General features: G+C 53.0%; 10 protein-coding genes. 9 read left to right on the forward strand and 1 reads right to left on the reverse strand.

The features are described 5' to 3' along the window. The first annotated feature begins 226 nt into the window (after positions 1–226). From BGP85_RS11540 to BGP85_RS11560, 5 genes are all read left to right on the forward strand, one after another. Positions 227–1,579, forward strand: a complete 1,353-nt coding sequence (locus tag BGP85_RS11540; RefSeq protein ID WP_103447277.1) for an OprD family outer membrane porin — start codon at positions 227–229, stop codon at positions 1,577–1,579. A 428-nt stretch (positions 1,580–2,007) separates the two neighbouring features. Continuing rightward, the gene (locus BGP85_RS11545; protein WP_103447278.1) at positions 2,008–2,913 is read left to right on the forward strand and encodes a LysR family transcriptional regulator; all 906 of its coding nucleotides are present in this window, start codon (positions 2,008–2,010) and stop codon (positions 2,911–2,913) included. 41 nt (positions 2,914–2,954) lie between these two features. Beyond that, on the forward strand, positions 2,955–3,770 hold the full coding sequence (locus BGP85_RS11550; protein WP_060501428.1) for a carbon-nitrogen hydrolase family protein: 816 nt from the start codon (positions 2,955–2,957) through the stop codon (positions 3,768–3,770). 2 nt (positions 3,771–3,772) lie between these two features. Beyond that, positions 3,773–4,438: an RraA family protein gene (locus BGP85_RS11555; protein WP_103447279.1), complete on the forward strand. Its 666-nt coding sequence runs from the start codon at positions 3,773–3,775 to the stop codon at positions 4,436–4,438. Between the two features lie 37 nt (positions 4,439–4,475). Further along, a complete protein-coding gene (locus BGP85_RS11560; protein ID WP_232877757.1) occupies positions 4,476–5,843 on the forward strand; it encodes an MFS transporter in 1,368 nt (455 codons plus the stop codon). A gap of 215 nt (positions 5,844–6,058) precedes the next feature. On the opposite strand, the gene BGP85_RS11565 is transcribed toward BGP85_RS11560, so the two are convergent. Continuing rightward, the gene (locus BGP85_RS11565; RefSeq protein ID WP_103447281.1) at positions 6,059–6,985 is read right to left on the reverse strand and encodes a LysR substrate-binding domain-containing protein; all 927 of its coding nucleotides are present in this window, start codon (positions 6,983–6,985) and stop codon (positions 6,059–6,061) included. 637 nt (positions 6,986–7,622) lie between these two features. Between BGP85_RS11565 and BGP85_RS11570 the strand changes: the two genes are divergently transcribed. The 4 genes from BGP85_RS11570 to BGP85_RS11585 are packed head-to-tail and all read left to right on the forward strand — an operon-like array spanning position 7,623 to position 12,005. Continuing rightward, positions 7,623–9,203: an ABC transporter substrate-binding protein gene (locus tag BGP85_RS11570; RefSeq protein WP_103447282.1), complete on the forward strand. Its 1,581-nt coding sequence runs from the start codon at positions 7,623–7,625 to the stop codon at positions 9,201–9,203. After that, positions 9,204–10,331, forward strand: a complete 1,128-nt coding sequence (locus BGP85_RS11575; protein ID WP_181004480.1) for an NAD(P)/FAD-dependent oxidoreductase — start codon at positions 9,204–9,206, stop codon at positions 10,329–10,331. After that, entirely contained in the window at positions 10,300–10,608 is a 309-nt protein-coding gene (locus tag BGP85_RS11580; RefSeq protein WP_197080547.1) for a (2Fe-2S)-binding protein, read from the forward strand. The genes BGP85_RS11575 and BGP85_RS11580 overlap by 32 nt, the downstream gene beginning before the upstream one ends. Then, positions 10,605–12,005: an NAD(P)/FAD-dependent oxidoreductase gene (locus BGP85_RS11585; protein WP_103447283.1), complete on the forward strand. Its 1,401-nt coding sequence runs from the start codon at positions 10,605–10,607 to the stop codon at positions 12,003–12,005. Before BGP85_RS11580 ends, BGP85_RS11585 begins: the two co-directional genes overlap by 4 nt. Positions 12,006–12,061: the final 56 nt, after the last annotated feature.

The following is a 12,061-nucleotide window of genomic DNA, read 5'->3' on the forward strand; positions in this document are numbered from 1 at the left end:
TTAGCCTATGTGTATAGGCAATAGTTGGGAGTAAATGAAGATTTAATAGGCCCGTAAACAAAGGGCTTAGCACTTTGCTGGCACCGTTCTTGCTATTTTGTTGTGTGCGTATCAGATGCTCAATAGGGAAATTGAAATCCATTGTATGTGGGTGGGGTTTATTTGTGCGCCAAACGAAACATATAAAAAATGCCAATCAACAATAAGCAGAGTTTATAGAGACGGAGTGGCGGTGGTGACAAAAGTAAAAAGAATACTGGCTGCTTTTGCATGCGGCACCCTGGCCCAACAAGGCTACGCAGTAGGTTTCCTTGACGATAGTAAGGCGTCCATCAGTTCTCGCACCTTGTACTACGATGGGGATCAAAGGAGTACCGGTGGCGTGGATCAACGGCAAACATTGACGGGGTTAAGGCTTGACTTCCAGTCTGGGTACACCCAGGGAGCGGTAGGGCTGGGGGTAGATTTGCAGGCGCTTGCAGGGTTCAACTTAAGCGGTGGCAGTTCACCACATGATGCCTCCACGGTAAATACTGTTTCCCCAGTAAAGACTGACGGTTCTCCTGTCGATAACTGGTCTAGAATCGGAGGAAACGCTCGCTTCAAATACTCGAAGACTGAAGTAAAGGCTGGTAATGCGCTGGCCTTCAATCTTCCTGTGCTCATTTCAAACGACGGTCGCCTGTTGCCTGCAAACTTCCAAGGGGCTGCAGTGACGTCTAATGAGTTCGACAACATCACTCTGACCGGCGGATTCTTGAATCGTGCTATTGGTCGAGCATCTAGCAACTGGGCAGGAATCGCTGGCGGAGGGAGCAAGGGTAGTGATGGTTTCACGTTTGCTGGAGGTGATTGGAACGTCAGAAAAAACTTAAAGCTGCAGTACTACCATGCCCAGCTAGAAGATTACTACAACCAAAACTTCTTCGGACTCATTCATTCGCTTGATGTTGGTGTTGGTCGATCGTTGACAACCGACTTAAGGTACTTTAAGAGCGATTCTGACGGTAAGAACGGCACGGATAGCCGTTATGCCATGCGCACCGGCTATAACGAAAATGGGAAGATCGACAATAAAACTTGGTCGCTGGCCTTCACCTACAAAGATGGAGGTCACGCGCTGACCTTGGGGCATCAACAAGTCAGTGATAAATCTGGCTTTGCAACTGTCAACAGCAGCAATGTGGTCGACGGTCGAGGTCGACCAGAGGGTGAGGGGGGCGTTCAGTCGCTGTACCTCTACACTGACGTTATGGTGAACAGCTTCATTCGTGCGGGCGAAAATTCAACCTTTGGTATTTATAGCTACGATTTCGCAGCCTTGGGTGTTCCGGGTCTAAAGGCGGGTTGGACATATGTAAGTGGTAAAGATATTCGCGGTACGGGTAATACGACGACAGGTAGATACAGTGAATGGGAAAGTGACTACCGTCTAGATTATGTTGTGCAGTCTGGAACACTCAAGGGCCTTGGCTTTACCCTCCGTAAGGGTATCTTTAGGACAGAGCTACCGGCCTCGACATTAAAGGATCAGGATCAAGTTCGGCTGTTCGTTAACTATACTTATGCGCTCTGGTAAAGCCGGCTAGGTATGTCTGGGTGGCGTTCGAAGTCATCGATCTTAGTTGTTTTGATCAGTGATTTCGTTCGTTGCCGTGCCAGTAAATAGCATGCTGAATTCATGTGTTCAGTGACGATGCTGGCGCTGCGCTGGAGTGGCGTATAAGGAAAAATTATAGGGTGGTGCGATTTTTTGATTATCTATGATGGTCTAGGTGCCACAAACTGAACCTACAGCATTCATCAAGGGCAGTCAGCCCCATCGGATCTGCCCCACCAATGGATGCAAGGGGCTGAGTCAGCACTGCAGGACGCAACGTAGGCAACCGCTGAGGATGCGCTCTGTAAGGTCTAGCCTGGTTGTACCAGGCTAAATCTGCCAGATGGTTAGGGTATTTACTGAGCGCGACGGATATCAAACAAAACCGTCTGCGATAGGGAGTACATATGCCTATTAAATTAAGGCAGATCGAAGCGTTTAGGACGGTCATGCGGGAGGGCAGCATGGTACGTGCAAGTGCGGCTATGGCCGTGACCCAGCCTGCGATCAGCTATATGATTTCTGGTCTCGAAACTGCCGTTGGTTTTCCCCTTTTTAGCAGGCAAGGAGGAAAGCTTAGTGCAACGCCAGAGGCAATCCAGTTACTAGCCGAGGTTGACCGGCTCTATCAAGGGCTCGAGTCCGTAGAGGCAGTAGCCTATAAAATCGCGAATTATGGCAACGCTGAGTTGCGTATCCTCATTACCCAAGCATTGTCCGCTGGGCGGATTGTGAACGGTATTGGAAAATTTGCAGCGTTGCATCCAGGCATAAAAATTGACTTGGACGTTGAGCATCGAGCGCTCATTACCCATCGAGTCAATTCAGGTCAGGCAGATCTCGGCATACTGTCGATCTCGAGTGGTCTCGAAGACCAAAGCTCGACGTTGTTTAGCAGCCCAATTATTTGTGTGGCGTCACCCACTGCTCAAATTTCGCAAGCCTCGACAGTTACCGCTGCGCAGCTGGCGGGAGTCCCCTTGGTAGGGCTCAAATCAAATGGACTCATACGGCCAATGGTCGATCAATGGTTCCATGAGGCTGGAGTGACGCCTAATTATACGATCGAAGTCGGTGGAGCCGGCACGGCTATTGAGTTGGTCAGAGGCGGCCTCGGAGTTACTTTTGTAAGTAGTTTCAGCTTAATGGAGCGGGCTGACAGTCAGCTTCAATCCTTTGAGTTGGAAAAGTCGCTGGAACTTAAGATTGGGGTTATCACCTCATCGTCTGTGCATCCAAACAGGGCGGCGCATGCGCTAGTTCAATATCTGACGCAACTATATTCGGAAAGTGTGTCGGGTGAGTGTTCCTGAGGCGCCTGCCTCAAGTGTTAAGCAAATAGTGAGGGTTGATTGTGAAAGTTTCTCTTATTCAGGTGAATTCGGTACAGGATAAAGCGTTTAACTTGGCCGAAGCTGATCGTCTTGCGCGAGAGGCAATTGATCGCGACGGTTCACGTCTGGTTGTCTTCCCTGAGCACTTTGATTGGGCTGGCGGTACGCCTGAGCAAAAGATCGCAGCTGGTGAGCCTCACACTGGTGGGCCGGCATATGAGATGTGCAGAAAGCTAGCGCAGGACTGCAACGTCTACGTTCACACCGGTAGCTTCTACGAAAGCACTCCAGACGGCAGCCGCGTTTACAACACCTCCGTCGTCTTTGATCCCAAAGGTAATGAGTTGGGTCGTTACCGCAAGATCCACCTGTTCGATATCGTAACCCCGGACGGTATGCGCTATGGCGAGTCCAGCGCAGTAGCGCCAGGTACCGAGGTGACGGTAGTCGATATTGACGGTCTGAAGTATGGCTTTGCCATTTGCTATGACATCCGCTTCCCAGAGCTTTTCCAAAAGCTTGTTGCATTGGGTGCTGACGTCATCGTGCTACCAGCAGCATTCACGCTTCAAACGGGCAAAGACCACTGGGATGTGCTCTGTCGCGCACGGGCAATTGAAACACAGTGCTACTTCCTGGCTCCAGGTCAAACGGGCCCATTTGAACAGTCGGGTGAGACTCGCTACTCCTACGGCCACTCACTTGTCTGCGATCCTTGGGGGCATATCATCGCCAAAGCGTCCGATGGCGTGGGCTATGTGACTGCAAATATCGAACCTGAGCGAATTGCAGCAGTTCGCAAGCAAATTCCACTCGCCTCCCACAAGGTACTTTAAAAATGAAAAAGTTCCTCATTGGCGATATGCCGGATCCAATCAGCCCTGAGCTGGAAAAAATCCTACTTGAGGTCGAGACCGCTACTGTCGGTCATCTTCGTCACTGGGGATTCATGGATGGAGAAATTCAAGCGCTGGGTAATAGTAAGCGCGTTGTGGGTACGGCGGTCACTTTGGCACTTCCTGCTCAAGATTCTACGTTGTTGCACTACGCTACCAGCTTGCTCAAGCCAGGTCACATTGTGGTGATCGATCGTTTGGGTGATCGCAAGCATGCTTGCTGGGGAGGAGGGGTCACGCAGGCAGCTGTGACTGCTGGTGCAAGCGCCGCAGTCATTGACGGCATGTGTACCGACCCACATGAGATTCAAGAGCATGATTTCCCGGTCTGGAGTCGCGGCGTGTCTCCGATTACAACTCGTATCTATGGGTTGGGTGGCAAGTTGAACATGCCTGTCTCCTGTGGTGGTGTGGCTGTATGTCCCGGCGACATCGTGATCTGCGATGAGAACGGAGTCCTTGTCTTGAGCCCTTCAGAAGTTGATGACGTTGTGCAAACGGCATTGGCTAAACAGGTTCGCGGTGTCGAGAACTGCCGACGGATCAGAGAAGGGGAAAAGCTCGGCGACTTGTCGGGTGCGACAGCGATTGTAGAAGCAGATGCGTAGCCGGATTTGATCCGCGCTTCAAACCTTGCTATGCGGGATGGAAAATAAAAACGAATCGGTGCTCCGTACGGTGAAATTACGTGCGGCGCCCTCACTTGATAGAAGAAAAATCATGACTAAAACAATATCTACCAGAAAAACCTGGTTCGCCGTGGCCACTTCTGGAAGTGGGAACTTGTTGGAAGTTTACGATTTTGCAGTCTATGCATTTTTTGCTACGACCATTGCTAAGTTGTTCTTTCCAAACGTAGATGAAACAACATCCTTGTTGCAGACGTTTGCGGCTTATGGCGCCGGTTTCATCGCTAGACCGCTCGGTAGCTACGTGATTGGTCGCATTGGGGATAGAAGAGGGCGCAAGCCCGCGATGCTGCTGACGATTATTTGCATGGCCATCGGCAGTATTGGTATTGGTTTGATTCCGACCTATGAAACTATTGGTGTTGGTGCGCCGATTCTGTTAGTCGTGTTGAGATGCCTTCAAGGGTTCGCCGCTGGTGGCGAATGGGGTACCTCTGCCTCTTATATCGTCGAATGGTCTCCGGCAGGTCGAAAAGGGTTTTTTGGAAGCTTCCAGAGCGTCAGTTCTTCTGGAGGGGCGCTGCTTGCATCCCTGGTGGCATCGGCCCTCTTGCTGATCCCTGCTGAAGACCTCTTGGACTGGGGATGGCGAGTTCCATTCATCGCTGGCGGTTTGGCGATCTTTGCTTTCAGTCTGTTCCTGAGGGCTCATGCCGAAGAGACCCCTGAGTACGTCAATAGCAAAACGGAAGTGGTAAATCCGACCGAGACCAAGCCGTATGTACTTGGCTTGCAAGCATTTGGCTTCACCATTTTCTGGACGACCCTGTCCTACCTGGTTTCTGCGTACATGGTAACGTACACGCAGAATCACGCAGGTCTCACCAGGACTGAAGCACTGATCTCGAGCAACATTGCACTGCTCCTACAGATCATGCTGATTCCGGTGGCGGGCGCTCTGTCCGACCGATTCGGGCGTAAGCCTCTGCTCCTCCTGGGGTGCATCGGTACAGCTACACTGGCTTACCCGATTCTGAACATGATGTCTGGTGGTGCAAGCTTCCATCAGGTTGTCATGCTGCAATGTTGCTTGAGCGCACTGTTTGCAATGTACTCAGGCCCAGGGCCAGCTACTATCTGTGAGATTTTCCCGACTCGCCTGCGCAACACCTGGATGACCGTGGGATACACGTTGGCAGTATGTTGCTTTGGCGGTTTCGCACCGATGATCTCGACCTGGTTGATTTCTGTAACAAAAGTTGCGGCATCCCCAGCGTTCTTGCTCATTCCTGCTGCTGTCGTGTCGGCCCTGGTGATTCTGAAGCTGCCCTCCAGCCGTATCAGCGGTTTTAAGCCCACCGCTAGGGCAGGAGCATCCTACTGAGCCACATAGCATCTTCGACTCCTGCATTTTGAGCAATCAACATGGTTAGGAGGGGGGCGACGAGGCTCAATGGCATCTCTTTAGAGATATTGACTGAGCGTGACAGCAATGTCCGCTCAGTTTTTTAGTTGGTGCAGCTTATTTTGATTGATCTCGTAGAAGTTCGACTTTCTAACGCGCTTGAAAAATGGAGAGTGAGGCGCTAGCAAAGCTTATTAACTTCGGATTAGCAAGTGAGCGGGAAGCATGTTTAGAATCTCTTTTTTTGCATGATCAATGAACGGTTTTAGTATTAGTGTGGATGAGTTTCTCTGAGAGATTACTATGGAGTAATCATTCCTGATGGCAGGCTCGAAATTTACAAATTTTACGCCATTGCCTGTATAACCACAGGCCGTTAGCGGGTCGATAATAGAAATGCCGACGCCTGCTTCAACCAGCTGCAGGACTGCAGCAGAGGTCTGTGTTTCACAGTTTATATGCCGTTTCACGCCATGAGACAGCATCAAGGAGTCGATCCTCATCCGGGATTCCATAAGTGGCATCATGGAGATGAATCGTTCGCCTTCAAAATGCTCTGGTCGTAAGACTCTTTTCGTCGCAAGACTGTGATTTTTTGGCACAGCCGCGACCATTTTTGCGGATACCAGCGTCTCACTGTTTCCCGATTTAGTTGAGCGTGCCGGGAACATGGCGAACCCCAGGTCGCATTGATCCCTTTGCACCATGTCCAGAACTGTGGGAGAGCTGTGCATACGCATTGAGACGAGCGCTTCGGGGTGGGCCACCGTGAAGCTATGAATCGCGCGCGGCAGAAACGAGAGCGCCATGCTTGGCGCCGCAGCAATTTCCAGCCGTCCCATTTTTAAAGACTTTATGTTAGTAGCCGCATTAGCGATGCGCTCGATGCTTAGCAATGATTGCTCGACATCTTTGACGAGCAGAGCCGCTTCAGGCGTCGGTACCAGTCGCCCTTTAGTTCTTGTGAAAAGAGTAAGGGCTATCCGCTCTTCTAGATCGGCAATCAACCTCGTGACCACCGGCTGGGTCACCTCAAGCATTTCTGCTGCGCCAGTAACCGATTTTCGCACCATGATCGCCCGAAACGCCTCAAGGTGACGAAGAGTGATCCTGTTCTCCATAGCACACCACCAATCGATAGCATAAAGACATGAGCTTTTAGCTTACGGTAGCGACTTGGACTTATCAAAAGCTTTTCGAGGCCAGTTGCAGAGGGTCTAAGCCGCTATCTCATCTATTCTAAAGAAACATTCCTTGCCATCTACCACTCGGCAAGCTTGTTTCGAGGCGCGCATCGTTTGGTGGGAATCGGAAAGAGTCCGCCATGAACTGATTGGGCGGGCGAACAGGGCAGGTCAGTGCGCAGTCACGGGAGCGTTGCTGTCAATTAATGCTATTGCGTCTTATTTGCGTTGACTTCGAATAGGATTCTACTTCACAAATGTTACGGAAGGTAGCGGTTTGAGTGACGACGTTTCATTTTGGAGCGCTTCATGCCCTGTTACGTCCACGCGCGGTGCATTTGAATGGAAGAGTTCTCATCTGCCATAGGAAAAAGACATTATTTGATGTTTTTGTGGCTATAGAGTCAGCATTCATAAAAATAAAAAACTAATAAAATCATCTAGATATGATCGGCTGGCCCACCCATTGCTAAAAAGCATATAGGTGAAGGGGCCGAACCATGCCTCTCCGACCTAGCCACGCTGACCGATCTGACTGGTTGAAATCAGCATCATTACTTCCGGAGTCGTGAAAATGAAATCATTAGGTTTGGCCCTCCGAACGAGCGCTGTTGCCGCGTTGATAACGCTGTCAGGGGTCAGCCCTTTGGCACTGGCCCAAGATGACGTACGGGCAACCATCTCGGTCAGCCCAGGTATTGCTGATATCACCAGTCTTGACCCTCATCGCGCCTCGCTGATCGGTGATAAGGGTATCGTCGCCGAGATGTTCAATGCTTTGGTGCGCTTCCCGCCAGGCAGTTCGGATCCTGCTGCCTTGGAGGCCGACCTTGCCGAGCGCTGGGAAAGTTCTGACGATAAGAAGGTTTGGACGTTCTTTCTGCGAAAAGGGGTGATGTTCCACGGTGGTTATGGCGAGCTCAAGGCTAGCGACGTGGTTTATTCCCTTGAAAGGGCATCAGACCCGAAGCGCTCCAGTTTTTCAGCGAACTTCACTGTCATAGACAAAGTCGAGGCTTTGGACGACTACACGGTTAAGGTAACTCTTAAGTACCCGGATACCGCGTTCCTTGGCCGAGTTTCAAACTACCACGGCGGCCAGATTGTCAGTAAGGCGGCGGTCGAGAAGCTGGGCGAGCGCTATGGCCAAGCGCCGATCGGAACTGGCCCGTTCGCCTTTGGTGAGCATATCACCCAGCAGTATGTGAAATTGGTGGCAAACGATCAGTACTTTCGCGGCAAGCCGAAGCTTGGCGCAATCGTGTATCGGATGATTCCTTCCGACAGTGCTCGTGAGTTGGCGTTTGCATCCGATGAGCTTGATCTGATGCTGGGTAAGCGTGAGCAGCGCTGGGTAGAGCGAAGCAGGGCGCGTGGTGTGACCGTGGACGTTTTCGAGCCTGCGGAATTTCGTACCCTCTTCCTCAACCGGAATATCAAGCCGTTAGATGATATCAAGGTTCGTCAAGCTATCGCGGCGTCGGTCAATATCGATGAAATCATTCGCTATGCCGGTAAAGATGTCGCTGATGGCGGGTGCTCCGTTGTACCTAATGGTTACCAAGGGCTCGATTGCAGCGCCGGCCCATATGCCTACGATCCTGCGCACGCGAAAGCCCTGCTGGCCAGCGCTGGCTATCCCAATGGGTTGAAGCTCAAAGCGGTGGTTTCCAACGCGGCACCCCAACTGCCAATTATGGAAATCATTCAGGCGCAGCTGGCCAAGGCGGGCATTAACCTGGAGATGGAGGTCGTGGATCATGCGACTTACCAAGCCAAAAGCCGTCAGGATCAAAGCGCAATTGTGTTTTACGGTGCCGCCAGGTACCCAGGCGCGGACTACTGGCTCACGGAGTTTTATGATTCGGCGTCTGCCATCGGCGCGCCTGCCGCGATGTCGAACTTCGGGCACTGCACTGTAGCTGATGATGCCATTCGCAAAGCCCGGGTAGAGGCGGATCCTCAGACTCAGCTCGATTTGTGGAAGAAAGCGCAGGTTCAGATTCACGACGACGTTTGCGCAATCCCTTTGTTTGGTCTTAAGCAGGTCTGGGCGAAAGCTGCCAGCGTGGATTATGGATACGTTCTGCAAGGCGCATTGAATCTGCAGCCCCCAGTGACCGAACTCACTACTGTGAAGCGTGGTGGCCAGTAAATGACTCCGCAATTTGATGTGATCATCGTTGGCGGAGGCATGGTAGGTGCCGCCATCGGCTACGGCCTCGCAAGTGGTAAGCGGCGTATCTTGATGCTGGATGGAGCTGATACCGATTACCGCGCGGCCAAGGCCAACTTTGGTCTGGTGTGGGCTCACGGCAAGGGGATGCGAGACCCTGACTACCAGCGGCTGTCGCTCAACGCGGCCAAAACATGGCCAGCATTTGCATCGCAGCTTGAAGAGGAAAGCGGAATCTCGCTGGACTACGAGCAGAAGGGCGGCTTGAACTTCTGTCTGAGTGATGACGAGTTTGAGGCTCGAGCTAAGGCAATGGATGCCTGGAACAGGCAAACGCCAGAACTCGCCCCTTCAGCCCATATGCTGGATCGAGCTGAACTGCTGCGTCGATTCCCAACCATGAAGCTTGGCAAGGCTGTTGTTGGTGCGAGCTTTGGCGAATTCGATGGGCATGCGAACCCGCTTCGGTTGCTTGCCGCCATGCATAAAGCCTTTATGGGACGTGGCGGCCAACTGCAGAGCAATCGCCCAGTCACCCAGATTCGACGCCTTTCTGGTGGGGGCTTTGAAGTTCATGCAGGGGACTACCGTGCCCAGTGCGAGCGAATCGTAGTGGCGGCTGGACTGGGGTGCGCTGCGCTTGGGCCAATGGTGGGCCTGAACGTGCCTATTCGCCCGCAGCGCGGCCAACTGCTGGTCACTGAGCGCCTTGCACCGCTACTCCCGATCCCCGCTAGTGGATTGCGCCAAACGGCGGAAGGTACGGTGATGATCGGCGTTACCCAGGAGGAGGTTGGTTTTGACCTGGCCACAACTACTGAGGGCGCTGCGCGAATAACGCGCAAGGCTTTGAAGATTTTGCCTGAGCTTGCACAAGCCAAGTTGGTTCGCCAATGGTCTTGTCTGCGGATCATGACGCCGGATGGAAATCCTGTGTATGCGCGCTCATTGACTCACCCAGGGGCAGAGATCGCCACCTGTCACTCAGGCGTGACCTTGGCGTCCTTCCACGCCAATGAGTACGCGAAAGTCTTCGACGCCAAATCAATTCCCGCTGATTTAGAGATTTTCCATTATGGACGTTTCGATCTTCAAAAAACTTCCTGAACTGCACGCCGTCACGATCACGATTTATGTGGATGGCGTTCCAGTGATGGCTGAGCAAGGTGAAACGGTAGCAGCGGTGTTGCTGAGACAAAGCACTGCAGTCAACCGCACCTCCCCTGTGAAAGGAAGCCCGCGCGCGCCCTATTGCATGATGGGCGTTTGCTTCGACTGTCTTGCAGTAGTGGATGGGAACGCTTCTACCCAGACTTGCTTGGTGACAGTGAAAGAAGGAATGCGCGTTGAGCGGCAGTATGGCCGCCGGAGTGTAGTGTCGTGAGCCGAAAGTTTGATGTGATTGTTGTCGGTGCTGGCCCTGCCGGCATGAGTGCAGCCATTGTTCTTGGCGAGCAAGGCCTGCAGGTGCTGGTGGTGGACGAACAGCCAGCACCAGGCGGGCAGATTTGGCGTGCTGTTGAAACTGTCGCGCATACCACTACGGGAGAAATTCTCGGGGCTGAATACAAGGTCGGCGCGGAGCTGGTACAACGCTTTCGGGCGTGCGGAGCGACGTACGAGCCTAATACTCAAGTGTGGAAGATTGAGCCTGGCTGGACTGTGTTCATCAAGCGCGATGGTGTAGCTGAAGCAGTCAGTGCCGGGCAGGTGCTCCTGGCCACCGGTGCACAAGAGCGTCCAGCCCCATTTCCAGGGTGGACTCTGCCCGGTGTCCTAACCGTCGGCGCCGCCCAGATCCTCCTTAAAACGTCTCGCCAGATCCCGGCAGAGCCCGTCTGGGTAGTGGGTAGCGGGCCGTTACCACTGCTGTACATGGCGCAGCTCATTCGAGCGGGTGGCAAGGTCGCCGGTTGGCTGGACACCACCCCGCCAGGTGGGTGGCGCCGCGCGCTTCCTTGGGCAAGCTCGATGCTTGCTGAGTTCAAGGAAGTCAGCAAGGGCCTTGCGTGGTTGCATGAGATCCGCCGCTCGGGAGCTCGCCGAATCAAAGGCGTTACAGAGCTGCGAGCCCTGGGTGATGGCAAGCTTCAACAGCTTCAATTCAAGCTTAAAAGCGGGGAACTCTGCACAGTGCCGGCGAGCGTCCTCCTATCCCACGAAGGAGTGATTCCCTCAATTCACATTACCCAATCGCTTGGCTGCCAACACAGCTGGAGTAAACAGCAAAGGTGTTTAGTTCCAGACCTGGATGAGTGGGGCGAGACCGATCAACCGGGCATTTTCGTTGCGGGTGATGGTGCAGGAATCGGCGGCGCCAAGGCAGCGTGTGTCAGGGGTGAGCTGGCAGCAATCGGTATGGCTAAACGTGCCGGTCGTATGGCTGCAGACGCCGTTGCACAACAGACGGAAGCGTTGAGCCGTCGTCTACAGACACTGTTACGCCTGCGGCCAATGCTGGATTCGATGTATCCACCGCGCGCAAGCATTTACTCCCCATCCGACGAGACGGTGGTCTGTCGCTGTGAGGAGCTGACGGCGGGCGACATTCGTAAGGCCTGCGCAATAGCCCAGCCAGGGGTCAATCAGCTCAAGGCGTTTACCCGCGCCGGAATGGGCCCCTGCCAAGGTCGACAGTGCGGTTACACCATCGCGAACATCGTTGCAGCCGAGCAACAAAAAGCAGTTGAGGATGTTGGTTTCTACCGGATCCGACCACCCCTTAAACCAATAACACTTGGGGAACTGGCCTCACTTGATGTGGAGGAGAAATTGCCATGATTCGCAGCTTGAAACACCTGATGAGGCCGCCGCTTGGAGGCTTACCGCGTGCAGTG

This window comes from Pseudomonas putida (assembly GCF_002906855.1).
Taxonomy (GTDB): domain Bacteria; phylum Pseudomonadota; class Gammaproteobacteria; order Pseudomonadales; family Pseudomonadaceae; genus Aquipseudomonas; species Aquipseudomonas putida_N.

Excerpts from the sequence above, each read along its gene's own strand:
- BGP85_RS11545 (WP_103447278.1), top strand. The coding sequence starts at position 2,008 with ATGCCTATTAAATTAAGGCAGATCGAAGCGTTTAGGACGGTCATGCGG.
- BGP85_RS11555 (WP_103447279.1), top strand. The coding sequence starts at position 3,773 with ATGAAAAAGTTCCTCATTGGCGATATGCCGGATCCAATCAGCCCTGAG.
- BGP85_RS11560 (WP_232877757.1), top strand. The coding sequence starts at position 4,476 with ATGGAAAATAAAAACGAATCGGTGCTCCGTACGGTGAAATTACGTGCG.
- BGP85_RS11565 (WP_103447281.1), bottom strand. The coding sequence starts at position 6,985 with ATGGAGAACAGGATCACTCTTCGTCACCTTGAGGCGTTTCGGGCGATC.
- BGP85_RS11570 (WP_103447282.1), top strand. The coding sequence starts at position 7,623 with ATGAAATCATTAGGTTTGGCCCTCCGAACGAGCGCTGTTGCCGCGTTG.
- BGP85_RS11575 (WP_181004480.1), top strand. The coding sequence starts at position 9,204 with ATGACTCCGCAATTTGATGTGATCATCGTTGGCGGAGGCATGGTAGGT.
- BGP85_RS11580 (WP_197080547.1), top strand. The coding sequence starts at position 10,300 with ATGGACGTTTCGATCTTCAAAAAACTTCCTGAACTGCACGCCGTCACG.